The organism is Klebsiella sp. PK01, from assembly GCF_057624675.1.
Genome location: NZ_JBYEZM010000001.1, coordinates 51,436 through 77,455, shown reverse-complemented (window position 1 = coordinate 77,455; position 26,020 = coordinate 51,436). Strand labels below are relative to the sequence as shown.

Annotated in this window: 23 protein-coding genes; 9 read left to right on the top strand and 14 right to left on the bottom strand. The window is 54.1% G+C overall.

The features are described from left to right. The first annotated feature begins 97 nt into the window (after positions 1 to 97). From AC22LX_RS00360 to osmB, 5 genes are all read left to right on the top strand, one after another. Entirely contained in the window at positions 98 to 1,258 is a 1,161-nt protein-coding gene (locus AC22LX_RS00360; protein WP_045393138.1) for a carboxymuconolactone decarboxylase family protein, read from the top strand. Between the two features lie 81 nt (positions 1,259 to 1,339). Further along, on the top strand, positions 1,340 to 3,274 hold the full coding sequence (locus AC22LX_RS00355) for an exoribonuclease II (RefSeq protein WP_487333656.1): 1,935 nt from the start codon (positions 1,340 to 1,342) through the stop codon (positions 3,272 to 3,274). Between the two features lie 149 nt (positions 3,275 to 3,423). Beyond that, positions 3,424 to 3,606 (top strand): YciZ family protein, encoded by a 183-nt coding sequence (locus AC22LX_RS00350; protein ID WP_045393142.1) that lies wholly within the window; start codon positions 3,424 to 3,426, stop codon positions 3,604 to 3,606. A 70-nt stretch (positions 3,607 to 3,676) separates the two neighbouring features. Beyond that, positions 3,677 to 4,426, top strand: coding sequence for a DNA-binding transcriptional regulator YciT (gene yciT, locus AC22LX_RS00345; RefSeq protein ID WP_045393144.1), 750 nt, complete (start codon positions 3,677 to 3,679; stop codon positions 4,424 to 4,426). Positions 4,427 to 4,692: 266 nt separating this feature from the next. Then, positions 4,693 to 4,911 (top strand): osmotically-inducible lipoprotein OsmB, encoded by a 219-nt coding sequence (gene osmB, locus AC22LX_RS00340; protein WP_032688354.1) that lies wholly within the window; start codon positions 4,693 to 4,695, stop codon positions 4,909 to 4,911. A 113-nt stretch (positions 4,912 to 5,024) separates the two neighbouring features. Here osmB and yciH read toward each other — a convergent pair whose 3' ends face one another. The 5 genes from yciH to pgpB form a co-directional block, all read right to left on the bottom strand. Then, positions 5,025 to 5,351, bottom strand: coding sequence for a stress response translation initiation inhibitor YciH (yciH, locus tag AC22LX_RS00335; protein WP_045393146.1), 327 nt, complete (start codon positions 5,349 to 5,351; stop codon positions 5,025 to 5,027). Then, positions 5,351 to 6,088: an orotidine-5'-phosphate decarboxylase gene (gene pyrF / locus AC22LX_RS00330; RefSeq protein ID WP_045393148.1), complete on the bottom strand. Its 738-nt coding sequence runs from the start codon at positions 6,086 to 6,088 to the stop codon at positions 5,351 to 5,353. Before pyrF ends, yciH begins: the two co-directional genes overlap by 1 nt. A 194-nt stretch (positions 6,089 to 6,282) precedes the next feature. Further along, the gene (lapB, locus tag AC22LX_RS00325; protein WP_045374683.1) at positions 6,283 to 7,452 is read right to left on the bottom strand and encodes a lipopolysaccharide assembly protein LapB; all 1,170 of its coding nucleotides are present in this window, start codon (positions 7,450 to 7,452) and stop codon (positions 6,283 to 6,285) included. A 6-nt stretch (positions 7,453 to 7,458) separates the two neighbouring features. Beyond that, positions 7,459 to 7,767 (bottom strand): LapA family protein, encoded by a 309-nt coding sequence (locus tag AC22LX_RS00320; RefSeq protein ID WP_045374686.1) that lies wholly within the window; start codon positions 7,765 to 7,767, stop codon positions 7,459 to 7,461. A gap of 142 nt (positions 7,768 to 7,909) precedes the next feature. Further along, on the bottom strand, positions 7,910 to 8,668 hold the full coding sequence (gene pgpB / locus AC22LX_RS00315; RefSeq protein ID WP_045393152.1) for a phosphatidylglycerophosphatase B: 759 nt from the start codon (positions 8,666 to 8,668) through the stop codon (positions 7,910 to 7,912). A 163-nt stretch (positions 8,669 to 8,831) separates the two neighbouring features. On the opposite strand from pgpB, the gene ribA reads away from it, so the two are divergent. Continuing rightward, complete coding sequence (ribA, locus tag AC22LX_RS00310) at positions 8,832 to 9,422, top strand: GTP cyclohydrolase II (RefSeq protein WP_015366227.1); 591 nt, start codon at positions 8,832 to 8,834, stop codon at positions 9,420 to 9,422. A 46-nt stretch (positions 9,423 to 9,468) separates the two neighbouring features. Here the strand turns inward: ribA and acnA are convergent, their stop codons facing one another. The 4 genes from acnA to topA all read right to left on the bottom strand — a co-directional run bounded on the left by acnA (position 9,469) and on the right by topA (position 16,810). Beyond that, a complete protein-coding gene (gene acnA, locus AC22LX_RS00305) occupies positions 9,469 to 12,141 on the bottom strand; it encodes an aconitate hydratase AcnA (protein ID WP_487333655.1) in 2,673 nt (890 codons plus the stop codon). A gap of 380 nt (positions 12,142 to 12,521) precedes the next feature. After that, positions 12,522 to 12,680 carry a YmiA family putative membrane protein gene (locus tag AC22LX_RS00300; RefSeq protein WP_072056445.1) on the bottom strand — a complete coding sequence of 53 codons (159 nt, stop codon included), beginning with the start codon at positions 12,678 to 12,680 and terminating at the stop codon, positions 12,522 to 12,524. 245 nt (positions 12,681 to 12,925) lie between these two features. Next, on the bottom strand, positions 12,926 to 13,900 hold the full coding sequence (gene cysB / locus AC22LX_RS00295; RefSeq protein ID WP_015705738.1) for an HTH-type transcriptional regulator CysB: 975 nt from the start codon (positions 13,898 to 13,900) through the stop codon (positions 12,926 to 12,928). Between the two features lie 312 nt (positions 13,901 to 14,212). Next, the gene (gene topA, locus AC22LX_RS00290; RefSeq protein WP_045393156.1) at positions 14,213 to 16,810 is read right to left on the bottom strand and encodes a type I DNA topoisomerase; all 2,598 of its coding nucleotides are present in this window, start codon (positions 16,808 to 16,810) and stop codon (positions 14,213 to 14,215) included. Between the two features lie 410 nt (positions 16,811 to 17,220). Here topA and AC22LX_RS00285 point away from each other — a divergent pair, with 410 nt between their 5' ends. After that, positions 17,221 to 17,472: a YciN family protein gene (locus AC22LX_RS00285; RefSeq protein WP_015366222.1), complete on the top strand. Its 252-nt coding sequence runs from the start codon at positions 17,221 to 17,223 to the stop codon at positions 17,470 to 17,472. 82 nt (positions 17,473 to 17,554) lie between these two features. On the opposite strand, the gene sohB is transcribed toward AC22LX_RS00285, so the two are convergent. Beyond that, the gene (sohB, locus tag AC22LX_RS00280; protein ID WP_487333654.1) at positions 17,555 to 18,601 is read right to left on the bottom strand and encodes a protease SohB; all 1,047 of its coding nucleotides are present in this window, start codon (positions 18,599 to 18,601) and stop codon (positions 17,555 to 17,557) included. A gap of 250 nt (positions 18,602 to 18,851) precedes the next feature. Here sohB and AC22LX_RS00275 point away from each other — a divergent pair, with 250 nt between their 5' ends. Then, positions 18,852 to 19,613 carry a YciK family oxidoreductase gene (locus AC22LX_RS00275; protein ID WP_015366220.1) on the top strand — a complete coding sequence of 254 codons (762 nt, stop codon included), beginning with the start codon at positions 18,852 to 18,854 and terminating at the stop codon, positions 19,611 to 19,613. Beyond that, positions 19,610 to 20,200 carry a cob(I)yrinic acid a,c-diamide adenosyltransferase gene (gene cobO, locus AC22LX_RS00270; RefSeq protein ID WP_487333653.1) on the top strand — a complete coding sequence of 197 codons (591 nt, stop codon included), beginning with the start codon at positions 19,610 to 19,612 and terminating at the stop codon, positions 20,198 to 20,200. Before AC22LX_RS00275 ends, cobO begins: the two co-directional genes overlap by 4 nt. Here the strand turns inward: cobO and AC22LX_RS00265 are convergent. The 4 genes from AC22LX_RS00265 to rluB form a co-directional block, all read right to left on the bottom strand. Further along, positions 20,172 to 21,146 carry a helix-turn-helix transcriptional regulator gene (locus AC22LX_RS00265; RefSeq protein WP_045393162.1) on the bottom strand — a complete coding sequence of 325 codons (975 nt, stop codon included), beginning with the start codon at positions 21,144 to 21,146 and terminating at the stop codon, positions 20,172 to 20,174. The genes cobO and AC22LX_RS00265 overlap by 29 nt on opposite strands. A gap of 22 nt (positions 21,147 to 21,168) precedes the next feature. Beyond that, positions 21,169 to 23,520, bottom strand: a complete 2,352-nt coding sequence (locus tag AC22LX_RS00260; RefSeq protein WP_487333652.1) for a beta-glucosidase — start codon at positions 23,518 to 23,520, stop codon at positions 21,169 to 21,171. A gap of 18 nt (positions 23,521 to 23,538) precedes the next feature. Further along, entirely contained in the window at positions 23,539 to 24,900 is a 1,362-nt protein-coding gene (locus AC22LX_RS00255) for an MFS transporter (RefSeq protein WP_487333651.1), read from the bottom strand. Positions 24,901 to 25,078: 178 nt separating this feature from the next. Continuing rightward, complete coding sequence (gene rluB, locus AC22LX_RS00250) at positions 25,079 to 25,981, bottom strand: 23S rRNA pseudouridine(2605) synthase RluB (protein ID WP_045393170.1); 903 nt, start codon at positions 25,979 to 25,981, stop codon at positions 25,079 to 25,081. Positions 25,982 to 26,020 lie beyond the last annotated feature (39 nt).

The window sequence follows — 26,020 nt, the reverse complement described above, 5'->3', positions numbered from 1 at the left end:
TATCAATATTTTCTCCTGCTTCAGGGTTACGCCAGGATAGTTGTGCATAGAGGTACCGCGAAACGGCGGTTCGCCACCTACCGAACAAGGAACGCCCATGGAGCAACGCCGCGTGTATGGCAAAAACCACTGGTATCACGAGACCCAGTCAACCAACAGCCCGGTCGAGGTTCTTCCTCTGGTGCCAGAAGCCGCTGACGTTGATGACCGTTTTTTGCTCGATCTGTCGCTTGCAGCCGATGTCAGCCACCCACATGAAGGCTGGCTGGCGCCCGCGCGTCAATTGGCAAAGGTACTTTTCCCGGACAGCGTCACGGTAACCCGATTACAAACCTTCAGCGCCTACGACCGTCTCAGCACCGCCCTGACCGTCGCTCAAGTCTACGGCGTACAGCGCTTATGTAACCACTATGCCGCGCGTCTGGCGCCGTTGCCGGGCCCTGACTCCTCACGAGAGAGTAATCGCCGACTGGCGCAGATTACCCAGTACGCACGCCAGTTAGCCAGTTCCCCTTCGGTTATCAACGAGGTCTCCCGCCGCCAGCTTGATGAGGTCGGACTGACCAGCCGCGATATTGTGTTAATTAACCAGATTATTGGTTTCGTGGGCTTTCAGGCCCGCGCGGTAGCTGCCTTTCAGGCCGCGCTCGGACAACCGGTACGCTGGCTTCCGGGTATGCCGCAGCAGGAAGATGCCCCGTCAGAACGCTTCACGGACGTGACAGGAGAGTGGTCTGCGGATATCGATGATGCCGACCTGCGTTACGCCAATGACGATAGGCAAGCAAGGCTCGCCGCATGGCACCGTCATCCCGGCCTACAGCCTCTCGCCCCTATTCTGGCAACGGATGAAGGGGCGTTAGCGCTGCTGCATCAACTGCTAACTGAACTGGATAACTCTGCGCAGCCCTTAAGCACAATGGCGGCGTTGCTGGCGGCGCGAATCAACGGTAGCGTCAGCTGTTTTAACGCCTGGGCAGCGCGCTGGACAGCTGATAACGGATTGTTGCAAGCATTGCGCGGCGATGAACGAACGATTCAGCGCTGGGCGCAAAGCCATTCTTTGGAACACGTTTTCCTGCAGGCGGGGCAGCTATTGACCCGTGCGCCGGACCGTTTTAGCGCCGCACAGCTAACTCCCCTCACTGAATATGGGCTTTCCCGCGTTGAGGCTATCAATCTGCTGGCGTGGTGCGGCCTCTGCGGCTGGCTGAACCGGCTTAAAATCGCCCTCGGCGAGGTACGTCAAGCGACGTAAAATGCTGAAACAGCGCTTGCTGAGGCAGGCATATTCGCGTAAAAATGTCAGCCGCTCTTTTAGCCACGAAAAAACCTAATTATGTTTCAGGACAACCCGCTGCTAGCGCAGCTTAAACAGCAATTGCATTCCCAGACTCCGCGCGTTGAAGGGGTCGTTAAAGGTACGGAAAAAGGTTTTGGCTTCCTCGAAGTCGACTCGCAGAAAAGCTACTTCATTCCGCCGCCGCATATGAAAAAAGTGATGCATGGCGATCGTATTATCGCCGTGGTCCATACGGAAAAAGAACGTGAAAGCGCCGAGCCGGAAGAGCTGGTTGAGCCTTTCCTGACCCGTTTTGTCGGTAAAGTGCAGAAAAAAGACGATCGCCTGTCTATTGTTCCTGATCATCCGCTGCTGAAAGACGCCATCACTTGCCGCGCCGCGCGTGGCGTTGAACACGACTTCAAACAGGGTGACTGGGCGGTGGCTGAAATGCGTCGCCATCCGCTGAAAGGCGACCGCGGATTCTATGCCGAATTAACGCAATTCATCACCTTCAGCGACGATCATTTCGTGCCTTGGTGGGTGACGCTGGCGCGTCATAACCTGGAAAAAGAAGCGCCGAATGGCGTTGCTACCGAGATGCTCGATGAAGGACTGGAACGTCGCGATCTGACGGCGCTTGAGTTCGTGACCATCGACAGCGCCAGCACCGAAGATATGGACGATGCGCTTTATGTAGAGCGCGCCGACGACGGTAAACTGCTGCTGACCGTCGCTATCGCCGATCCGACGGCGTGGATTGCCGAGGGCAGCAAACTGGACAACGCGGCGAAAATCCGCGCCTTCACCAACTATCTGCCGGGCTTTAATATCCCGATGCTGCCGCGCGAACTGTCTGATGATTTGTGCTCGCTGCGCGCCAACGAAGTGCGCCCGGTGCTCGCCTGCCGCATGACCCTGGCAGCCGACGGCGCCATTGAAGATAATATCGAATTCTTCGCCGCGACCATCGAATCAAAAGCCAAACTGGCTTATGACGACGTCTCCAACTGGCTGGAAAATATCGGCGCCTGGCAACCTGCCGATGACGCTATCGCGCAGCAAATCAAACTGCTGCAGGAAGTCTGCCAACGCCGCAGCGAATGGCGTCAAACCCACGCCCTGGTGTTCAAAGACCGCCCTGATTATCGCTTCGTGTTGGGTGAGAAAGGTGAAGTACTGGATATCGTTGCCGAACCTCGCCGCATCGCCAACCGCATTGTTGAAGAGTCAATGATTGCCGCTAATATCTGCGCGGCACGCGTGCTGCGCGATAACCTCGGCTTCGGCGTATATAACGTGCATACCGGTTTCGACCCGGCTAACACCGAGCAACTGGCCGCGCTGCTAAAAACGCACGATGTACACGTTGATCCGCAGGAAGTCCTGACGCTCGAAGGTTTCTGTAAACTGCGCCGCGAACTGGATGCCCAGCCTTCAGGTTTCCTTGATAGCCGCATCCGCCGCTTCCAGTCGTTCGCTGAGATTAGCACCGAGCCGGGCCCACACTTCGGCCTTGGGCTGGAAGCTTACGCGACCTGGACTTCGCCAATCCGTAAATACGGCGATATGATCAACCACCGTCTGTTAAAGGCCATCATTAAAGGCGAGACCATTGGCCGCCCGCAGGATGATGTCACCGTGCAGATGGCGGAACGTCGTCGTCTGAACCGTATGGCGGAACGCGACGTCGCAGATTGGCTGTACGCTCGCTTCCTCAACGATAAAGCCGGAACCGATACCCGTTATGCGGCAGAAATCATTGATGTCAGCCGCGGCGGCATGCGCGTACGCCTGGTTGATAACGGCGCTGTCGCCTTTATCCCGGCACCTTTCCTGCACGCGGTACGCGATGAACTGGTTTGCAGCCAGGAGAACGGAACCGTACAGATTAAAGGTGAAGTCGTTTATAAAGTCACCGATGTTATCGACGTGACTATCGCTGAAGTCCGTATGGAAACCCGCAGCGTCATCGCCCGTCCGGCGGCGTAACGCTTTTATGGCCCCTGCCCAGGGGCCATACATTTCTCGTTTTGAGTGAATATCGCCAGCTGCGCAAGGATGTGCGTTTTTTTCGCTTCTCTTTTGCAGTCGTTTTTTGCATCATTGATTTCATTCATTTTTGTAACCAGGATAATGCTATGTCTGATCTGAATGCCCGCCTGCTCGCCCAACGTATCGATACCGTGCTGGATATTCTGGTTGCCGGAGATTATCACTCGGCTATCCATAACCTGGAGATCCTCAAAGCCGAGCTGCAGGCGTTGTCTCACGACGAGCCAGAGAAGGACTCAGGGCAAACGAAAGCGCCGTGGGAAATCTGATTCATTCCTGTCCCCCAGCACGCCCGAAGGCCTGCTGGGCGCCGTATAGACCTCTAACTGTGATGTAGCTATGAACGCCCGACAACAAAGTATTTTACAAATGGTCATCGATAAAGGCCGCATGAGCGTTGCCGATCTGGCCAGGATGACCGGTGTCTCCGAAGTCACTATTCGTCAGGATCTGAATTCGCTGGAAAAGCAAAGCTATCTGCGCCGCACCCACGGCTTTGCCGTACCGCTTGATAGCGAAGACGTCGAAACCCGCATGATGACCAACTTTGCCATTAAGCGTGAACTCGCCGCGCGCGCCGCGTCGCTGGTAGCGGCCGGAGAGACGGTGTTCATCGAAAATGGCAGTTCAAACGCCCTGCTGGCCCGCACGCTGGCGGAACGCGGCGATATCACGATCATCACCGTTAGCAGCTATATCGCGCATTTACTCAAGGAAACGCCGGGTGAGGTCATTCTGCTGGGCGGCATTTATCAGAAACGCAGTGAAAGCATGGTTGGCCCGTTAACCCGTCAATGCATCCAGCAGGTGCACTTCAGCAAGGCATTTATCGGCGTTGACGGCTGGCAGAGTGAAACTGGTTTTACCGGCCGCGACATGATGCGCGCCGATGTGGTTAACGCAGTGCTGGAAAAACAGTGCGAAGCTATTGTGCTCAGCGACAGTTCGAAATTCAGCGTCGTGCATCCTTATCCACTGGGCCCAATTGCCCGTTTCAATCGCGTCATCACCGACAATAACCTGAGCGAAACTATTCGCCAGCAGCTCTGCGCAAGCGGTTTAACCCTCGATATTGTCAACCCCGCCTAATCGCTTCCGCCAGCGCCCAGGAATGGCGTTGGCAGCCCCTCTGTGTCTGAGAGTATTCTGACCTGCAATTAAGATTTTTTACCTGACGTTAAATTTTAAAATAAGTAGAATTATTATTAGCGATATAACAGGAAGTGACTATCACCTGCGTGATTAGAGCAACACCTGCGCAACTTAAGTTTCATGGAATAACCCTTAAGTCATAGTCAGTTGCTATGCTTAAAGGAAGTTGTATCCATGAATAGATTATTCAGGAGAATAAAATGATGACTTCGATGAGCAAAAAAATGGCTGCGGCCGTACTGGCGGTTACTGTAGTAATGTCCCTGAGCGCTTGCTCTAACTGGTCTAAACGCGACCGTAACACCGCAATCGGCGCAGGCGCCGGCGCACTGGGCGGCGCGGTATTAACTGACGGCAGCACCCTGGGCACCCTGGGCGGCGCAGCGGTTGGCGGCATCATTGGCCACCAGGTTGGTAAATAACCACCCCGCGTATTAAATTAATAATAATTTCGTAGTTACTGACTCACGCATCTACAAATAATTAAGGCCACGGTAAATACCGTGGCCTTGTTGTTTATTTCGCAGAAATTATCTTAGCCACCCGCTAATTTCACTTTCATCCCTTTGGCTTCCAGCAGTGATTTCAGCAAGTCGCGTTTATCACCCTGAATTTCAATCACTCCATCTTTCAGTGAACCGCCGCAGCCGCATTTCTTTTTCAGCTCAGCGGCCAACTTCGCCAGCGCGTCATCATCGAGATCGATACCGGTAATCAGGCAGACGCCCTTCCCTTTGCGCCCGCTGGTCTGGCGTTGAATACGCACAATACCATCGCCCTTCGCTCTTTGCGGCGCCGCTTTCGGCTCTTCGATACGTCCGCTCTCGGTAGAGTAAACCAGGCGGCTGTTAGAATCGCTCATTACGCCTCCAATTTCAGCGACGCGTTGATCGCCGCAAGCGTTGCAGCCGGATCGGCTGACTGGGTAACCGGTCGGCCGATTACCATATAATCAACCCCCGCCTGCTGCGCCTGTTCCGGAGTCATAATCCGGCGTTGGTCGCCAGCATCACTGCCTGTGGGGCGGATCCCTGGGGTAACTAACTTAAATTCTTGTCCTAACTCTTGTTTAAAGCGGACGGCTTCCTGCGCTGAGCAGACGACGCCGTCGAGACCACAGCGTTTGGTTAGCGCCGCCAGTTTAGCAGCATGATCGGCTGGAGAAAGCGTAATACCGAGATCCTGTAAATCGCTGGCCTCCATGCTGGTCAGTACGGTGACCGCTATCAGTAACGGCGCCTCTTTCCCAAACGGCAGCAGCGCCTCGCGGGCGGCAGTCATCATACGCGCGCCGCCGGAAGCGTGGACGTTTACCATCCATACGCCAAGCTCTGCGGCGGCGGCGACCGCGCGTGCGGTGGTGTTCGGGATATCGTGGAACTTCAGGTCGAGGAATACTTCAAAGCCGCGCTGATGCAGGTCGCGAACAAACTGCGGGCCCAGCAGCGTGAACATCTCCTTACCTACCTTCAACCGGCAATCGCGCGGATCGATTCGATCAACAAAGGCTAACGCCTTATCGCGGTTATCATAATCAAGCGCAACAACCACGGGAGAAGATGTGATAACGCGAGGAGAAGAGCTAGCAGTAGACGTCATGACCGGACCTTAATTGTTGATGAGCGCCTGCACGGCGCAAAAAAGGTAAACGGGCAGCATTCTACCTGCGAACCAGGGAAAATGACAGGCTGGTTTTGCCCGGCTACAGACAAAAGCGGGCACGTGGCAACAGAAGCGGGTACGATAAATTACAGATAAGTATGTTGTAACTAAAGCCAGGCTTTTTTTAGACGTTACTGGCCATCAAGGCCGCGAATCGGCTTGATAGTCGCCCACGAACGGCAGGACGGGCAGTGCCAGTACAGGGTGTGGGAAGTAAAACCGCACTTCTGGCAGCGGTAACGCGGTTTGCTCCGCACCTGCTCGCCAACCATGTTGCGCAGAACCCCCAGGCTCGCCTTCGCGCGCCCTTCTTCCGCCTCATTAAGATGGTAGTCCATCAGTTTATGGAACACGCGCATCGTTGGGTGGCGCTCAAGCTGGCGAGTCACATAGCTCTGTGCGGCTTCGGCGCCTTCCTGCTGCTCGATAATTTGCGCCAGCATAAGCTCCGCGGTCGCCCCGGTGTTCTCTTCAACACAGCGGCGCAGGAACGCTTCCCACTCCTCATGCTTACCCAATTGCTGATAACAGGTTTGCAGCATTTCCAGGGTTTCACCAACCAGTTCTTTATCCTGGCCAATCACCCGTTCCAGGCTTTCTACCGCTTTCGCGTAGTCGCCTTTTTCCATCCACACGCGCCCCATCATAATCGAGACGCGGGCGCTGTTACGGTCAGCTGACGCGCCTTTTTTCAGCAGCGTCATTGCTTTATCGAGATCGTTACTGGCCATCTGCTGCAGCGCCAGCTCACACCAGAAGTTGGCGATATCGCTGCGATGCTTTTCTTTGCCCAATTTTACCAGCCTTTCGGCGACTTCAATGGCGGACTGCCAATCGCTGGTTAGCTGGTAGATTTGTAGCAGTTGCTGTAGCGCGCCCAGGCGGAAGTCGGTTTCATCCACCAGCTGCTTGAACATATCTTCCGCGCGATCGTACAGACCGGCGGCCATGTAATCTCGCCCCAGCTGTTGGACGGCAAGCAGGCGCTGATCGTAGGTGAGCGAGGCGCTCTCCATCAGGCTTTGGTGAATGCGGATGGCGCGGTCGACTTCACCACGCGAACGAAACAGGTTGCCAAGGGTCAAGTGGGCTTCAACGGTGCCGGTATCCTCTTTTAACATATCGAGGAACAGATCTACGGCTTTGTCCTGCTGATTGCTCAGCAGGAAGTTGACCCCGGCCACGTAATCACGCGACAGGCGACTGGCATCGTCCTGTTTGGACTGTTGTGCGCTCCTGCGCCCCATATACCATCCATAGGCAGCGGCAACGGGAAGAAGCAGAAACAACAACTCCAGCATAGAAGGTTATTCCTTGACCGCAGGGACGCCGGCATCAGCAGGCGCTACGGTCACTGGCGCGATCTGCTGCTCCAGGCGTTTAATTTTACGTTCGGCGCGCGCCAGCGATACACGGACCCGCAGCCAGAACAGGCCGCAAATCAGCCAGCCAATCGCAAACCCGGCAGCGAATAACACCGCCAGCAACGTGGAGATGCGGAATTCACCCTGCGCGAGCAAATAGTTGAACGTGACCAGTTGGTCGTTTTGCGCACCCAGCGTCACAGAGATGACGAAGATAGCTAACACCAGTAAGAAAATAAGTAAATATTTCACATGACTTCCCGTTCTGTGGGTTGCGCGAGTAAAACGCGTTCAAGCCCTATAAAGTATCATTTTCACCGCAGTGGTGAAATGGAAAAGCATGACACCCGTCATGATATGCGGCCAGGTGTCGCGAAATTCAACATAAACGGCGTCAGGTTGCGCGTTTTTTGATATCCGTCGCCTCTTCGACAGGCGGGGTTAACGGGCCGCAAAAACGCTGAGTGAGCCAGGTCGCCGCGGTAACCAGCAGCCAGGAAAGACTGGTCGCCACGATAAGATCCTGCGGCCAGTGCATGCCTAACGCCAGACGGCTGCCCATGACCGCTGTAGCCCATCCCAACAGCAGGCCGATAGTCACCCAGCGCCGACGTGGCCACAACAGTCCTACCCCCAGCAGCGCCCAACTGGCGGCAAACATGGTATGGCCGGACGGAAAGGCAAAACCGGTCTCTTTTTGCCAGTGTTTACGCAAGAATCCCGGTATTGTCTGTTGTTCAGCCAATTGCTCATGCACCAGTTTAGCGCGTTCTTTACGTTTTAACTCATAGAATTGCGCCACCGGTACCTGTTGGGTTCTTTCTAACCAAATCACAAATGGCCGTGGTTCCTGCACCCGTTCTTTGATCCAGGATTTAAGCCCCTGACCTGCCAGGATGGCGGCGCCGAGAATGAGAAACAGCACCAGCGCTTCGCGCAGACGAAACCGTAAACACCACAAAAACCAGCCAAATAGCGCTACATGAGTAATTATTCCCCACGGCTGGGTGACGGTTTCAGTCACCCAGTACCACATTTTCAACATGGCCGGGGCTTGACCCGGCTGCCACTGCCAGCCGGAGAGCCAGACTATAACGGGCATAACAAGCAATAGCGCCGCCCCGATGGCGGTCCTTTTGGCAATCAACAGCATCATATCTCCTTCTCTTTCCTTCTGAATATCATAACGGAAAGTAGATCGTTTGTGCGCTTTCCGCGCAGGCGGTCGTTGGTAATTAGGAGAACGTCGCGGCGTTGTGGCAAAATAGTAGTAAACAGAAAGCACATTCAGGTGCTGTCAGAATCTGGAGAATCACATGCAGCTTAAACGTGTGGCAGAAGCCAAACTGCCAACCCCCTGGGGCGATTTCCTGATGGTGGGCTTTGAAGAACTGGCAACCGGGCAGGATCATGTCGCGCTGGTGTATGGCGATATTTCGGGGCAAGCCCCGGTACTGGCTCGCGTACACTCAGAATGTCTGACGGGCGATGCCCTTTTTAGTCTGCGTTGTGATTGCGGTTTTCAGCTGGAAGCGGCGCTGTCGCACATCGCTGAAGAGGGGCGCGGGATCCTGCTTTATCATCGTCAGGAAGGCCGTAATATCGGTTTGCTGAATAAAATTCGCGCCTACGCGCTTCAGGATCAAGGCTACGATACCGTCGAAGCCAACCACCAGCTAGGTTTTGCCGCCGATGAGCGCGATTTTACGCTGTGCGCCGATATGTTCAAACTGCTCGGCGTTGAGCAGGTTCGACTGTTAACCAATAACCCGAAGAAAGTCGAAATTCTGACCGAGGCGGGAATCAATATCGTCGAACGCGTTCCGCTCATCGTCGGCCGTAACCCGAAAAACGAACACTACCTGGATACCAAAGCGGCCAAGATGGGGCATCTGCTGAATAAATAAGTCAGCTCCAGAATGAATCAGGGCCAGCATTCGCTGGCCCTTTCTTTTACAGCATATTACGAATCACATAATGCAGAATGCCGTCATTCTGATAGTAGGTAAGTTCAGTCGCGGTATCGATACGACAGCGACACTGAATGACTTCCTGCTGTCCATCGGCGCGGGTGATGGTGACTGGAACCGTTGCCGCAGGATGCAGCGCCTGCAGGTTACTGATATCGATCCGCTCTTCGCCGGTCAGCTGTAGCGTTTTACGCGTCACGCCTTGCGGAAACTCCAACGGTAATATCCCCATGCCAATAAGGTTGGAGCGGTGAATACGCTCGAAGGACTCGGCAATCACTACCCGCACGCCCAACAGACGCGGCCCTTTTGCCGCCCAGTCGCGGCTGGAACCTGAACCATATTCTTTACCGGCAATCACCGCCAGAGGCGTACCCTCGGCTTTATACAGCATAGCCGCATCGTAGATAGCAACAGGCTGCGTGTCTGGTAAATGACGCGTCATCCCCCCTTCCACGCCCGGCACCATTTCGTTACGGATACGAATATTGGCAAAGGTACCGCGCATCATCACCTCATGGTTGCCACGTCGTGAACCATAAGAGTTGAAATCGGCGCGCGCCACGCCGTGCTCCTGCAAATAGCGTCCTGCAGGGCTGTCTGCCTTGATACTTCCTGCCGGAGAGATATGGTCGGTGGTCACCGAATCGCCTAACATCGCCAGGATCCGCGCGCCGTGAATATCTTCTACCGGTTTCGGCTCAACGCCCATCTCATCAAAGAATGGCGACAGGCGAATATAGGTAGAGTCATCCTGCCAGCGATAGGTATCGGAACGGTCTACCTGAATAGCTTTCCACTCCTCGGTACCTTCGAAGACTTCGGCATATTCTTTACGGAACATGTCGGTGGAAACCTGCTGCACCGCGCGAGCAATCTCCTCGCCGCTCGGCCAGATATCCTTCAGGAACACCGGCTTACCGTCTTTACCAACCCCAAGCGGTTCACGGGTCAGGTCAATGTTCATATTGCCAGCCAGCGCATAGGCCACGACCAGCGGTGGCGACGCCAGCCAGTTGGTTTTCACCAACGGATGGATACGACCTTCGAAGTTGCGGTTACCGGAGAGCACCGCCCCCACGGTCAGGTCACCTTTTTTAATTGCCTCTTCGATAGGTTCCGGCAGCGGCCCGGAGTTACCGATACAGGTTGTACAACCATACCCTACGAGGTTAAAGCCCAATTCATCGAGATAAGGCGTCAAACCGGCATGCGCCAGATAATCGGAAACCACTTTCGAACCCGGCGCCAGCGAGGCTTTCACCCACGGCTGCGGTTTCAGGCCGCGCTCAACGGCGTTCTTCGCCAGCAGGCCGGCGGCCATCAACACGCTCGGGTTGGAAGTATTGGTACATGAAGTGATTGCCGCAATCGCCACCGCGCCTTCCGGCAGCGAATAGCGTTGCCCATTGAGAGTATAATCAACCGGCTGACGCGATTTTTGCGTTTGATTCACTTCCAGTTCGTTGCTGGCGGCAAACGCTTTCGGCACATCGCCCAACGCGACGCGGTCCTGCGGCCGTTTCGGCCCGGCGAGGCTGGCCTCAACCGTACCCATATCCAGCGCCAGGGTGCTGGTGAATACCGGCTCATCGCCCGTCTGGCGCCACATCCCCTGCGCTTTGGCATAAGCTTCAACCAATGCCACCTGCTCTTCGCTGCGCCCGCTCAGGCGCATATAGCTGAGGGTTACCGCATCGATCGGGAAGAAGCCGCAGGTCGCGCCATATTCTGGCGACATATTCGCAATGGTGGCCCGGTCGGCCAGCGGTAAGGAGTCGAGACCGTCGCCGTAGAATTCTACGAACTTGCCAACCACACCATGTTTGCGCAGCATCTGGGTCACTGTCAGCACCAGGTCAGTCGCGGTGATCCCCTCACGCAGTTTACCGGTCAGCTTGAAACCGACGACATCAGGTATGAGCATGGATACCGGCTGCCCAAGCATCGCCGCTTCCGCTTCAATCCCGCCGACGCCCCACCCTAATACGCCCAGACCGTTAATCATGGTGGTGTGCGAATCGGTACCCACCAGCGTATCCGGGTAAGCCACCCATTCGCCATCCTGTAGTTCGCTCCACACGGCACGGCCGAGATATTCAAGGTTCACCTGGTGGCAGATCCCGGTTCCCGGCGGCACAACGCTAAAGCGGCTGAAGGCCTGCTGCCCCCAGCGCAGGAAAGCATAACGTTCGTGGTTTCGCTCCATTTCAAGGCGCACGTTATCTTCAAAGGCGTTTTCATTACCAAAACGGTCCACCGTTACCGAGTGGTCAATCACCAGGTCAACCGGCGAGAGCGGATTCACCTTTGCCGTATCGCCGCCCAGCCGTTTTACCGCTTCACGCATGGCGGCTAAATCGACCACCGCCGGTACGCCGGTAAAATCCTGCATCAATACGCGCGCCGGACGATAGGCTATTTCGCGGTCGGCATGCGCTTTCTGCAGCCAGCCGGCCAGCGCCTGAATATCTTGTTCCGTCACCGAGTCGCCATCCTGCCAGCGCAGGAGGTTTTCAAGCAGAACTTTGAGGGATTTGGGCAGTCGGGTGAGATCGCCCAGTTGTTTAGCGGCCAGCGCCAGGCTGTAGTAATGGTAGGTTTTGTCTTTGACCTGTAGCGTATCCTTACTGGCTGCTCGTAGTGTTGACGACATAGCTCCTCCTTTATCACAGGGATGCATGCCCTGAACTCCTCAGGGTCTTTATTAAAGATAACACAAACTTGACATAACACTTTGATAACAACTCAAATTGCTAAAATTGACAAAACCATACAGTTCAGAAATTTTGAAGATAACAGTGTTACAGCACGGAGATATTTGATGAGGTTGAGTAAGTTCCGATCCTATTCTCTGAACGGGAAAAGAAAAAGAGCTAATCACGGATAGACAATGATTAGCTCAGGATGGATTAACATTTAAAGCTGATAAGTCGGAAAATAATTTCTTCCACCGTGTTCCACAATTCCGGGTGCTAATTTTACCAACCTCCTTTTGTCACAAAAGTGAAATATAACCTTCTCTGATAAACTGCTTTAGCTAATAATCCAGATGAATAATGCAACGATGCACCAGAAAGCGCTAAGCCCCATCAGTAGTGAGCCCCAGACCTGACTGCGCAGCGTTGGATCGATTTCCGCTTTGTGACGTTCATACGACATCGCGAGCTTTGCATAATCGATATTGTTTATCATTTCATCACCACCAATTGCTAAAATCATCAGGTACAGATAAATCTTAATAAGATATATAAAATAGATCCAGCTAATTCAGGAACAGGTAAAAGGCTTTTAACCGTTATTTTGATCGCAGCGGGTATATTGGAGAAATAACGAAGTGAAAATCCGTAGAAATGTGATTACAACGAGGTTTATAAGTTCTGATAAGGTCCATAATAGAAAATGGCACTCCCCGGAGGAAATGCCATTTATCAATTCGATTATTTTTCCGGCAGTTTAATATCTTTGAACATGGCCTCTATATCCTCATTCGAACGTAGCGCCACAGCCGTATCGACCACATCTCGCGTCAAATGCGGCGCAAAACGTTGAATAAAATCATACATATAACTTCTGAGGAAGGTGCTTCGGCGGAAGCCTATCTTGGTGGTGCTGTGGCTGAAAATACCATTGGCATCGAGTTTTACCAGGTCTGGATCGGACACGGGATCGACCGCCATGCTGGCAATAACTCCAACGCCAAGCCCTAAGCGCACATAGGTTTTGATAACATCGGCATCAGTCGCCGTGAAGACGATACGCGGAGTCAGCCCGGCGCGATTAAACGCGGTATCCAACTCAGAACGTCCGGTGAAGCCGAAGGTATAAGTTACCAGCGGATACTGCGCCAGCTCTTCAATGGTCACCGAACCTTTCGAAGCGAGCGGGTGGTCCGGCGTCACCACAATTGAACGGTTCCAGTGATAGCACGGCAGCATCACCAAATCGTCGTACAGATGCAGCGCTTCGGTAGCAATGGCAAAGTCGGCATTACCCTTCGAAACCGCTTCTGCAATCTGCGTCGGCGACCCCTGATGCATATGCAAAGAGACCCGAGGATAACGCTCAATAAAGCCTTTAATCACTCCAGGGAGCGCGTAACGCGCCTGCGTATGGGTGGTGGCAACGTACAACGAGCCCTTATCCGGCCAGGTGTGCTCGCCTGCCACGGATTTAATGGCCTCAACTTTAGATAACACTTCACGCGCGATGCGAATAATTTCCTGACCGGCTGGAGTGACCTGAGTTAAATGCTTACCGCTGCGGGCAAATATCTGAATTCCCAACTCATCTTCCAGCATGCGTACCTGCTTGCTGATGCCCGGCTGTGAAGTATACAAGCCTTCGGCGGTAGAGGAGACATTCAGGTTATGGTTAACAACCTCAACGATGTAGCGGAGTTGCTGTAGTTTCATGGCTGATATCCGTAAACGCGTCAAATGAATCCGCTTAATACCCATTACGTTCAGACTGCTGCCTGCCGGCGGCAAAATGCCAGAGATGCCCTGCGGCACGCCGAACCTGCGCCACAACGCGTGCTGAGACCGATGGTGTATAAGACGATTTAATAATAAAAAAGTGATTCGCTATAACCACTATATCATTTATATCTACAGTGTATAGATGGTAACAAAAAATAATAAGTCGGTTATAAAGCGACAATGACGAGGCGGTAGTGCGAGGAAAATCGAAGAAAGAATGGGCCGCATCGCGGCCCATTCAGAAGGTTACTTTTTCGCTTCAGTCCATTTACCGTCGATAAAGAAGGCGGACCAGCCGGTCGCTTTACCCTCTTTCTCGGAGGAAACGTACTGTTGCTTGGTCTTACGACTAAAGCGTACCAGCGTTTTATTGCCCTCAGGATCCTGCTGCGGCGCATCGGCCAGATAACGCAGCTTTTCAGGCAGACGATCGCGGAAGCGGTACAACTCTTCCACTAACGGCGCACGTGTTTCACGTGATTTCGGGAAGGTGTTTGCCGCCAGGAAAACGCCCGCCGCGCCATCGCGCAGGACGAAATAAGCGTCGGACTTCTCGCAGGGCAGTTCCGGTAAAGGCACCGGATCTTCCTTCGGCGGAGCCACTTCGCCATTACGCAGGATCTTACGCGTATTTTTACATTCGTCATTGGTGCAAGCCATGTACTTACCAAAACGCCCCATTTTGAGGTGCATTTCGGAACCACATTTCTCACACTCCACGATAGGGCCGTCATAGCCTTTGATACGGAACTCGCCCTCTTCAATCTCGTAGCCGTCGCAGGTCGGGTTGTTACCGCAGACATGCAGTTTACGCTTCGGATCGATAAGATAGCTGTCCATCGCGGTGCCGCATTTCTGACAGCGACGTTTAGCGCGCAGCGCGTTGGTTTCGGCATCATCGCCTTCCAGCACGTTGAGAACTTCGTTTTCCGGTACCAGGTTAATGGTGGTTTTGCAACGCTCTTTCGGCGACAAAGCGTAGCCAGAGCAGCCGAGGAATACCCCGGTACTGGCGGTACGAATGCCCATTTTACGCCCGCAGGTCGGACAGTCGATGCTGGTCAGCACCATTGGGTTCGGCTGCATACCGCCTTCTTCAGGATCCTTCTCAGCCGTTTGTAGCTGGGAAGTGAAATCGCCAAAGAAGTTATCAAGCACCTGTTTCCACTCGGCCTGATGATTGGCCACCTGATCGAGGCGGTCTTCCATCTGTGCGGTAAAATCGTAGTTCATCAGATCGCGGAAGTTTTCTTCCAGACGGTCGGTGACGATTTCACCCATTTTTTCAGCGTAAAAGCGGCGGTTCTCGGCGCGTACATAACCGCGGTCCTGGATGGTCGAAATGATCGACGCATAAGTGGACGGACGACCGATGCCGCGTTTTTCCAGTTCTTTTACCAGCGAGGCTTCGCTGAAACGCGCAGGCGGTTTGGTGAAGTGCTGCGCAGGTGTCAGTTCCACCAGGCTGAGGCTGTCGCCCTGATTGACCACCGGTAACGTCCGGTCTTCATCGCCTTTACGCAGCGCTGGCATCACTTTCGTCCAGCCGTCAAAGCGCAGCGTACGACCGCGGGCTTTTAGTTTGAACTCGCCAGCCTGTACCGTCAGGGTGGTTGAGTCGTATTTTGCCGGCGTCATCTGACAGGCGACGAACTGACGCCAAATCAGTTGATATAACTTCTGCGCATCGGCTTCCATGTCTTTCAGCGATTCCGCCATCACATTCACGTCAGAAGGACGAATCGCTTCGTGCGCTTCCTGCGAGTTTTCTTTGCTGGCGTACTGATTCGCGCTTTCAGGCAAGTATTTTTTGCCGAAGTTATCGCCGATATAGCCGCGTACCATATTCAGCGCATCCTGACTCAGATTGGTAGAGTCGGTACGCATGTAGGTAATATGGCCGGCCTCATACAGACGCTGGGCCATCATCATGGTTTTCTTCACGCCGAAGCCAAGACGGGTACTGGCGGCCTGCTGCAGCGTGGAGGTGATAAACGGCGCGCCCGGCTTGCTGCTGGTCGGCTTATCTTCGCGCTCCAGCACGCTATATCGCGCTTTTTCCAGCAGCGCGACGGCCGCCATGGTTTCGTCACGGTTAACCGGACGGAACGGCTTGTCATTCTTGTGAGTCACCTGCAACGGTAACGCGTCGCCGCCCGGCGTGGTAGTACTGGCGTCGATCTCCCAGAACTCTTCCGGAACGAAGGCTTTAATTTCGCGTTCGCGCTCCACGACCAGGCGGACTGCGACAGACTGCACGCGGCCAGCGGACAGACCGCGGGCAATTTTTTTCCACAGCAGTGGAGAAACCATATACCCCACCACGCGGTCCATAAAGCGGCGCGCCTGCTGGGCATTAACACGATCGATATTCAGCTCGCCCGGCTTCTCAAAGGCCTGACGAATCGCGTTTTTGGTGATTTCGTTGAACACCACGCGGCTGTACCGTTGCTCATCACCACCGATAACTTCCCGCAGGTGCCAGGCAATGGCTTCCCCTTCGCGGTCAAGGTCGGTTGCGAGATAGATGTGGTCGGCTTTTTCCGCCAACTGTTTGAGTTCTGAAACTACCTTTTCTTTACCCGGAAGTACTTCATAATGCGCATTCCAGTCGTGCCATGGGTCTACACCCATGCGGTTGACCAGAGCGCCACGTTCATCCTTTTTAGGCTTTTTAGCCCCTTTGGTGGAGGTAGAGTCGGCGCTCTTTTTGGAAGCTGAGCCACTGGTCGGCAAATCGCGGATATGACCGACGCTGGATTTCACCACGTAGTCATTACCCAGATACTTATTGATCGTTTTGGCTTTTGCCGGGGACTCAACGATAACGAGAGCTTTACCCATATTCACCTTTACCTAATTTAATTCATCCAGGAATACATCGCACATTGATTCACCATCCACTAGCGACGTGCCTGATATGTTGCGGCCACGTCGATGGATATCAACCCTCTGCACGCCCAGTTTCACATCCATAAAACCAGATAGCTGAGTTTGCTGGCTTTAGCGAGCCAGGTTGCATAGCACGAAGAATTTTTGGCCGAATGTCAAGCAAATCTGTTGCCAGATCGCTGAAAGCGTCACACTGTACCTGATAAAATTCGTTACGCAACTTTATTAGCATGCAAAAGCCAACTCCGCCAGTAAAGTGATGTTTCTTAGCCAGTTGCAATTACCCCTGCACAATCAATGGAAAATTTGCCCGTTGCCCTCTCGCGGCGTAGACTACCGGCGAAGAACTACAGGAGTCCGTTATGCAAGGTACAACCCAACCCATCGAACGCCAGGCGTTACTTGAAATTGCCAATCAACTCATTCGCGATCATGAAGATACGTTAGCCGGAATTGAAGCCACCAACGTCGTTCAGCGTAACGGGGTTTTGGTGTTCAGCGGCGAGTTTTATCTTGATGAGCAAGGTTTGCCGACAGCGAAGAGCACCGCGGTATTTAACATGTTCAAGTATCTCGCTCATGAGTTGTCAGATAAGTATCACCTGGTTGATTAATAGCCAGTCATTGATGGGCCGGCTCTCGGCTTAAGCCAGCCAGAAACAGCAACGCGAGGTATCAGCCTCGCGTTGTTTTATCTTACATTAAGGGCTTTTGCCCACGCTGCCACCAGCGAAGTAATAGACGGTCCGCGCTTTCTGCCGCGCTACCGGTAACGCGATCGAGCAACTTCTTACGCTGCTGATAACGCACGCTAATGACTTCATGGTTATCCATCATGCTCAACAGGAGTTCATCGCTGGTCTGTACCGCATCCGCCAGCCCTTTTTCCAGCGCCTGCACGCCGTACCAGTGCTCGCCAGTCGCTACCTTTTCGATATCCAGCGACGGGCGCATCTGATGTACGAAATCTTTAAAAAGCTGATGGGTTTCATTGAGATCTTCGCGGAATTTCTGCCGGCCTTCCTCGGTGTTTTCACCCAACATGGTTAACGTGCGTTTATATTGCCCGGCGGTATGGAGTTCAATATCGATGTCTTTGTTTTTCAGGAAGCGATTGATGTTGGGGATCTGCGCCACTACGCCAATCGAGCCAAGGATAGCAAACGGCGCGCAGACGATTTTGTTCGCCACGCAGGCCATCATATAGCCGCCGCTGGCAGCGACCTTATCGACCGCAACCGTCAGCGGGATCTGTTTATCACGTAAGCGCTGCAGCTGCGATGCAGCCAGGCCATAGCCGTGAACCACCCCGCCGGGGCTTTCCAGACGCACCACCACCTGGTCACGCGCCTTCGCCGAAGCCAGCACCGCCGTAATTTCTTCGCGCAGACCGCTTACCTCGTGGGCATCCATGCTGCCTTTAAAATCCAGCACCCAGATACGCGCCTTGCCGCTGGGCTCCGCGGCGCCCAATTTTGCCCGCGCTTTGGCCTCTTTGGCTTCCTGCTTATGCTTTTTCTTCTGCGCTTTATGCCAGAGTTTTTGCTGCTGGCCATCCAGCAGCGCCACCGCCAGCTCTTCTTTCATCTCCTTATATTGCTCGCTAAGATTCGTCACCCGCAGCTCGCCGCGCTGCTTCTTACGCTGAGTCAGATTAACGATAATGGCGGCGATAACCGCAATGGCAACGACGATAGTCGCAGCCTTGGCTAAAAATAAGCCGTATTGAGCAAGTAATTCCACGTTTTCACCTTGTGTAAAGCACTGACGTTGACGCACAGTGTACATCAGCCTTTATCATCAAGTCTCTGCGCTTTCCGTGCGCTGCGAGGCGCATTCCCGTTTTTTTGTCGCAATGAAATCGTTGCAAGATATTAATTCTGCGAAGAGTTTCCCTTTGACTGATTGCAATCATCAATCGTTTGAGGCATAAAGCGCAAAAGTAAGATACCGAATAAGATGTGGCCATAAGCAGGCCAGCAGAGGAGTCGCCGTGCACTATCAACCGCAGTATCACCTACTTAAAGACCGTATCATTCTGGTCACCGGCGCCAGCGACGGCATCGGCCGTGAAGCCGCCCTTACCTATGCGCGCTACAGCGCAAGCGTGGTACTGGTCGGCCGCAATGAAGAAAAGCTGCGCGGCGTCGCGCAAGAAATTGAACAGGCTGGCGGTATTGCGGCACGCTGGTTCACCCTCGACCTGTTGACCTGCACGCCGCAGGAGTGCCAGCAACTGGCGCAGAAAATCGCCATTCACTACCCGCGTCTCGACGGCGTATTGCACAACGCGGGCCTGCTTGGCGACGTATGTCCGATGGACCAGCAGGATCCTGAGGTATGGCAGCAGGTGATGCAGGTGAACGTTAATGGCACTTTTATGCTCACCCAGGCGCTTCTTCCTTTATTACTCAAGTCTGATTCCGGTTCGCTGGTGTTTACCTCTTCCAGCGTTGGCCGCCAGGGCCGCGCCAACTGGGGCGCTTACGCGGCCTCGAAATTCGCCACCGAAGGGATGATGCAGGTACTGGCCGAAGAGTACCAAAGCCGTCATCTGCGGGTAAATTGTATTAATCCTGGCGGGACGCGCACCAAAATGCGCGCCAGCGCTTTCCCGACCGAAGATCCGCAAAAGCTGAAAACCCCTGCCGATATCATGCCGGTCTATTTATGGCTGATGGGCGACGATAGCCGACGTAAAACCGGTATGACCTTTGATGCCCAGCCAGGGCGTAAACCAGGGATATCCCAATGAGCGATCAACGTTACCGCGAGCGCCAGCAGCGGGTAAAAGACAAAGTCGATGCGCGGGTCGCCGCCGCCCAGCAAGAACGCGGGCTGATCATGGTATTTACCGGAAACGGTAAAGGCAAAACTACCGCCGCCTTCGGTACCGTCACCCGCGCGGTTGGACACGGCAAACAAGCCGGCGTGGTGCAATTCATCAAAGGAACCTGGCCTAACGGCGAGCGTAATTTACTGGAGCCGCACGGCGTCGAGTTTCAGGTAATGGCCACTGGATTTACCTGGGATACGCAAAATCGCGAAAGCGATACCGCTGCCTGCCTCGATGTCTGGCAGCACGGGCGGCGTATGCTGGCCGACGACAGCCTGGATCTGGTACTACTGGATGAACTTACCTACATGGTGGCCTATGACTATCTGCCGCTGGAAGAGGTGCTGACGGCGCTGAGAAACCGCCCTGCGCATCAAACGGTGATGATTACCGGGCGCGGCTGCCATCGCGAAATTATCGAGTTAGCCGATACCGTCAGCGAGCTACGCCCGATAAAGCATGCCTTTGACGCGGGGGTTAAAGCGCAGATGGGGATTGATTACTAACCGCCAGCCGCGCCAGCAGTTGGCCGTTTAATGGCAGGCATACACAGTCCTCGCCGAGCGCCAGCTGCTGGTCGAGGACGTTTTGCCGCGAAACAAAGCGTTTACGGTACTCGGTCGGCGTCAGTCCGCAGTATTTGTTAAAGGCGGCGATCAGGTATTTGTGCTCCTGAAAACCGCAGCTATGGCTGATTTCGGTGATCGGCGTACGCGTATCCCGCAGCAGATTACGGGCCTTATTCAGCCGTACCAGAGTCAGATACTCTTTAAAGTTGTAACGACTCACCCGCTTAAACAGCCGGGAAAACCACGAATAGCTCATGCCGCTGTGCTCGGCCACTTCGCTCAACGTCAGTGGCCGATCGTAATGCAGATTAATATAATCAATGCCTTTTTTAATCATCGACTCTTCGCGTAGCGAGCTCTCTTCGCGCTCCTGCGGCTCCCCTGCTGTCACCAGCGCATCAAGCAGTAAATAAATCGCCGCGATGCGCTGGAATGGCGTACGGTTATCGACGAGCTGTTGCAGCAGCGCCGTTAGCCGCTGGCGCACCTGCCAATCCGCGTTCTGCGCAATACGTCCGGCGGTACACCACTCCAGCCGTGGAGAGGGATGCATTTCATCAAACAGACCTGGCGAAAATTGCACGGTGACCAGCTGGCTACCGGCCATCTCCGCGCAGAGTGAATGCACTTCCTCCGCGTTGATATACAGCATATCGCCCTCGCGCAATAGCCACTCCCGCTGACCGACGGCCAGCGTAAAACCGCCATGAAGGACGGTGATAAGCTCCGGCGCCGGGTGCCAGTGAGGTTCGCAGTAGCGTACCTCGGCGGCAAAGACGTTGAGTTTCTCGGCGTCGAAGGCGATCAGCTCGTAGCCGCTATTGGTCGCCGGCTGCCCGCTTTGCGTTACCTGACGAGGATGCGTCACTGAAAACGGGAACACGGATTACCTCCTGAACTTTTGTTTATTGATGACCCGCCAGCACGGCATTGAGTTCATCGCGATCGATATCCAGCGCCAGGAATTCAGTCAATGCAATCAGCAAACCACAGAACAGATCCGGGGCCAGGCGGATAAGCTTTTCCCGTACCAGGTCTGGCGCTACACCGCTTTTCGCCGATATCAGCGTCACCACGCGGGCAAAGGCTTCCGGCTGTTGAATAAGCTGCTGGAGAGAATTGTCGTCGCGCAGCGGTACGTAGCGCGCAGGGCAATCAATCTCAACGCTTGCCGTTAATGGAAGATCGCGTGACGAAGCGCCCACGTAGATTTGCCACTGCCCAGGGGTCACCAGCCAATCCGCCAGCCCCGGATGATAGCAGGCTAAATCAGCGACAGGCAGCGCGAGCTCGACCCGACGCGTTTCTCCCGCCAGCAACGACACTTTACAAAAGGCTTTCAGCGCGCGAACCTCACGGATAAGCTCCCCCTTCGGGGCCGCAACGTACAGTTGTACAATCTCTTTGCCCTCATAGTCGCCGGTATTCGTTAAATCAAACGCTACATACAGGGTGTCGCCTTCGGCAAGCCGCGCTGTGGAAAGCGAAAGATTGGCATAGCTGAATTGGGTATAGCCCAGGCCAAAGCCAAACGGAAAAAGAGGCGTAAGACGGCGTTTATCGTAATAGCGATAGCCGACAAATAGCCCTTCGCCATAATGATGGCGCAGGTTTTCCCCAGGATACTGCAGCCAGGCGGGCGTCTCTTCGAGCGTATTTGGCACCGTGACGGTCAGCTTACCGCAGGGGTTGCGCTTACCGAAGAGAATTTCAGCAACGGCGCGCCCCATCCCCTGTCCGGCGAAGAAGGTTTCCAGCAGCGCCCGGCATTCGCCAAGCCATGGCATCACCACCGCATCGCTGTTGGCCAACACCACCACCACGTTCGGCTGTACCGCAGCGACCTCGCGGATCAGCTGTTCGTGCGCGGGGAGAATATTCAGATCCTGGCGATCGCCATTTTCGCCATCTTCGCCAACCGCCGTGCTGACAAAAACCACTGCCACATCGGCGGCCCCGGCAACATCGCGCGCCTGCGCCAGAGCCTGCTTGTCGCTTTGGTTGTCGTCTGGCGCGCCCGGCGACCACGTAACCTTAAAGTCGTCCCCGGCAAGATCGAAAATCTCATCCAGCGGACGGTCGAGCAAATACGGAACCGTGGTGGCACAACCTGAGCCCTGAATAACCGGCTCCTGTGCGGGCTTACCGATCACCGCGATGCGCGGGGTTTTATGTGGTTTCAGCGGCAGCAGGTTGTCTTCATTTTTCAGCAATACGATGGATTCTGCCGCTAAACGCTGCGATAACGCATGATGTGCGGCAAAGTCAGCGCGCGTTTGCGGCCGGCAATGTCGTTGTACTTTATCGACCAGCTCCAGCATCCGCAAACAGGCCCGGTCGACCACCGACATCGGTACCTCGCCGCAGGTGATGGCCGCCAGCAGGGTTTGTTTGTCCCGGCGGGTTTCCGGCATCGCCAGGTCGTTGCCGGCAAGCAGCGATGCCGGACGGTCTTTAATACCGTACCAGTCGGACATCACCAGACCATCATATCCCCATTCATCACGCAATACCTGGGTCAGTAAGAACGGATCCTGCGATGTTTGGACGCCATTAAGACGGTTATAAGAAGACATCACCGTCCACGGCCGGGATTTGGCAATCGCTCGTTGAAATCCGGCGAGATAGATTTCACGCAGCGCTCGCTCCTCAATAATCGAATCCATTTCGGTACGCCGATACTCGGAGTTATTGGCGGCAAAATGTTTAAGGCTGGCGCCGACGCCTTCGGCCTGTAAGCCGTTAATTAGCGCCGCGGCGATATCACCGCTGACGATCGGGTCTTCAGAGTAGTATTCATAGCCGCGTCCAGCCAGCGGGGTGCGCCGAATGTTAATTCCCGGCCCCAATAGAATGCCCACCCCCATCTGTTGGCATTCGCGACCCAGCGCTTCCCCCATCTCCCGTACCAGTTCAACATCCCAGCTACAGGCCAGACTGGAGCCATTCGGAAAACAGGTGGCCGGCAGCGAGGCGCTGAACAACGCTTCACTGCCGCCCTTCGCGACAGGCTCATCGGCGCTGGCCTGGTCGGCGGTTTGAGTAATCACCGAGATGAAGTCATCCATGCTCCACTTTTCATTACCATCTATTTGCGCGCTGCTATAGCGCACGCCGTAGGTACCATCGGTCATCACGATATCGGGGATACCATGCTGCGGCAACGAAGCCGTGCGCCACAGGCCGCTGCCGGTCAGCAGCGCCACTTTTTCCTCTGCCGTCATGGCGGCGATAAGGGTACTAAAATCGTTATTCATCTCTCTGACTCCTTGAGGTTAAAGCGCGTTTTGCTTACGCAGGCTGATTTTTTGCACAATATCGCGATAGGTTTTTTCATCCAACGAATAGCAGGCCACGAAGATGGCGCTGATGGCGAACATCGCGCCGGGGAAAAGCGTCATCAGAATATTGATGCCATTAATTGCATCGCTGGTCACATTACCCGCATCATAGTGATAGAGATCCAGCATCCAGCCCGCGCAACCGCCGCCAATCGCCATCGCAATTTTGGTGATGAAGTTAAAGAAACCGTAGATTGCGCCTTCAGAGCGTACGCCGTGATGCCATTCAGCATATTCGACGGTGTCGGCAATCATCGACCACATGGCGACAAAGCCCATGCCTAGCGTAATGCTGTAAAGGCACACGCCAATCATTATCAGCCACAGATTATTACCGGCGATAAAATATTGCATCAGCACTCCCAGCACGCCAATTAACAATGCCAGTAGCGCCATTTTCTTTTTCCCCATTAGCGCAATCACTTTCTCGGAAACAATGGTACCAATGATATAAGCGCCTGACTGAACCATGAAGAAAGTAGCGGTGAAACCTTCGCTGCCGATGATGTATTTAATAAAGTAAATGGCGATCGCCATCCATACGGTATAAGCGATATAGAAAAATACGGTAAATAATGACAGATGAATTAGTGGCGCATTACCTAATACCGCACGGAACATTTCCCGAAGCGTCGGCGCATTCATTTTATCCTCTTCGCCAACTCGCTCCGTGGTCATGGCAAAACAGGCAAGAAACATAAAAGTCGCTAACAGCGCAAAACTGGAAACGGCAAAGACATAGCCCATTTGTTTATCGTTAAAAGGCGAAATCAGCCAGTCGGCGGTCGTGGAAACAATCAGATAGCCGACAATCGCCAACACAAAGCGGTATACCGACAGCGACGAGCGCGAGGCTTCATGCTGCGTCAGGCGGTTGGTCAATGCCGAATAAGGCGTGTTAACCGCCGTATAGGCCAGACAATAAATGGTATAAGAAGCAAGCGCGAAATAAAATTTAGCCTCCCCGCCAAACGGCACAAAACACAGCACGGTTAAAAAACCTAACGGTATTGCACCATATAATAGCCAGGGACGCAGTTTGCCATATTTACTCTGCGTCTTATCAATTGCAAAGCCAATCAGGATATTAAATATTGCGTCAATCACCCGGGCAATCACAAAGATCAGGCTCGCTTGTACCGCGCTGATGCCATAAATATTCGTATAAAAAAACAGTAGGAATAAAGAGACAAAACCGAACGATAAATTAGAGGCGAAATCACCTAAGCCATAGCCTATCTTTTCTTTTACGCCGATGACCACATAGCTTGCCGATAACTTTGTTGTTGTACTCATTGCGGGCTACCTGTTTTGTAATCAGTGCCAACAGTATATGGCGACGCTAATAACATCACTTTGCGTTATTTGTCTGCGTAATTCCTGTTTCTTGTCTTTATGCAAAAGTGTGAAAAATGTCACAAGCGAAGGGATAAAGGAGGAGCGTTCCGGCGGGAGACCGCCGGAACGGACAGCATTAGCCGTTAGTCTTGTTGCGGGTGCTGGAACGGCGGTTACCGTTATTACCCTGACGCGGATTGCCGCTGGTCTGGCTATGACGCTTGACGGCACGGCGAATCTGATTCGCTTTCATGCGACGGCGATCTTTCTCCACCGCCACTTTGCTTTCGGTTTCCGCCGGCAGCTCCACCAGTTCACGCAGATAGTTGGTCTGAGCCAAATCCAGTTCCGTCCAGCCGCCGCGCGGCAGGCCTTTCGGCAGCAGAATATCGCCGTAGCGTACGCGGATAAGACGGCTAACCTGAACGCCGACCGCTTCCCACAGGCGACGCACTTCGCGGTTGCGGCCTTCGGTCAGAGTGACGTTATACCATTGGTTGATCCCTTCACCGCCGGTGAACTTAATCGTTTTAAATGCTGCAGGGCCATCTTCTAACTGTACCCCACGCGCCAGCTGGCGCAGTTTGTCTTCATCAACCTGGCCGAAAACGCGAACGGCGTACTCACGCTCGACTTCGCGGCTTGGGTGCATCAAACGGTTCGCCAGTTCACCATCGGTGGTAAACAGCAGCAGGCCGCAGGTGTTCACATCAAGGCGACCTACCGCGATCCAGCGCGCGCCGCGCAGTTTCGGCAGACGGTCAAATACCGTCGGGCGCCCTTCCGGGTCGTTACGGGTGCAGAGTTCGCCTTCTGGTTTGTAATAGGCCAATACCCGGCAAATCTGCTCGGCAGATTCTTTTACCGAAATAAGATGACCGTCGATACGAATTTTCAAACCAGGTACGATTTCTACGCGATCGCCGAGGGTTGCGACCTTACCATCCACGCTGACGCGGCCAGCTTCGATGATAGTTTCAATTTCACGGCGGGAGCCATGGCCAGCACGAGCCAGCACTTTCTGTAATTTCTCGCTCATAGAGCTTCCTTTAGGTGTCGCCTTCCCAGGCGTCTGATA

What these genes read in the sequence shown, in the direction of transcription:
- AC22LX_RS00255 (WP_487333651.1), bottom strand. Translation starts at nt 24,900, where the DNA reads ATGAGTACAACAACAAAGTTATCGGCAAGCTATGTGGTCATCGGCGTA.
- ribA (WP_015366227.1), top strand. Translation starts at nt 8,832, where the DNA reads ATGCAGCTTAAACGTGTGGCAGAAGCCAAACTGCCAACCCCCTGGGGC.
- AC22LX_RS00360 (WP_045393138.1), top strand. Translation starts at nt 98, where the DNA reads ATGGAGCAACGCCGCGTGTATGGCAAAAACCACTGGTATCACGAGACC.
- AC22LX_RS00355 (WP_487333656.1), top strand. Translation starts at nt 1,340, where the DNA reads ATGTTTCAGGACAACCCGCTGCTAGCGCAGCTTAAACAGCAATTGCAT.
- acnA (WP_487333655.1), bottom strand. Translation starts at nt 12,141, where the DNA reads ATGTCGTCAACACTACGAGCAGCCAGTAAGGATACGCTACAGGTCAAA.
- pyrF (WP_045393148.1), bottom strand. Translation starts at nt 6,088, where the DNA reads ATGACGTCTACTGCTAGCTCTTCTCCTCGCGTTATCACATCTTCTCCC.
- yciT (WP_045393144.1), top strand. Translation starts at nt 3,677, where the DNA reads ATGAACGCCCGACAACAAAGTATTTTACAAATGGTCATCGATAAAGGC.
- yciH (WP_045393146.1), bottom strand. Translation starts at nt 5,351, where the DNA reads ATGAGCGATTCTAACAGCCGCCTGGTTTACTCTACCGAGAGCGGACGT.
- AC22LX_RS00260 (WP_487333652.1), bottom strand. Translation starts at nt 23,520, where the DNA reads ATGAATAACGATTTTAGTACCCTTATCGCCGCCATGACGGCAGAGGAA.
- osmB (WP_032688354.1), top strand. Translation starts at nt 4,693, where the DNA reads ATGACTTCGATGAGCAAAAAAATGGCTGCGGCCGTACTGGCGGTTACT.
- pgpB (WP_045393152.1), bottom strand. Translation starts at nt 8,668, where the DNA reads ATGCTGTTGATTGCCAAAAGGACCGCCATCGGGGCGGCGCTATTGCTT.
- AC22LX_RS00350 (WP_045393142.1), top strand. Translation starts at nt 3,424, where the DNA reads ATGTCTGATCTGAATGCCCGCCTGCTCGCCCAACGTATCGATACCGTG.
- topA (WP_045393156.1), bottom strand. Translation starts at nt 16,810, where the DNA reads ATGGGTAAAGCTCTCGTTATCGTTGAGTCCCCGGCAAAAGCCAAAACG.
- cobO (WP_487333653.1), top strand. Translation starts at nt 19,610, where the DNA reads ATGAGCGATCAACGTTACCGCGAGCGCCAGCAGCGGGTAAAAGACAAA.
- lapB (WP_045374683.1), bottom strand. Translation starts at nt 7,452, where the DNA reads ATGCTGGAGTTGTTGTTTCTGCTTCTTCCCGTTGCCGCTGCCTATGGA.
- cysB (WP_015705738.1), bottom strand. Translation starts at nt 13,900, where the DNA reads ATGAAACTACAGCAACTCCGCTACATCGTTGAGGTTGTTAACCATAAC.
- AC22LX_RS00300 (WP_072056445.1), bottom strand. Translation starts at nt 12,680, where the DNA reads ATGATAAACAATATCGATTATGCAAAGCTCGCGATGTCGTATGAACGT.
- AC22LX_RS00285 (WP_015366222.1), top strand. Translation starts at nt 17,221, where the DNA reads ATGCAAGGTACAACCCAACCCATCGAACGCCAGGCGTTACTTGAAATT.
- rluB (WP_045393170.1), bottom strand. Translation starts at nt 25,981, where the DNA reads ATGAGCGAGAAATTACAGAAAGTGCTGGCTCGTGCTGGCCATGGCTCC.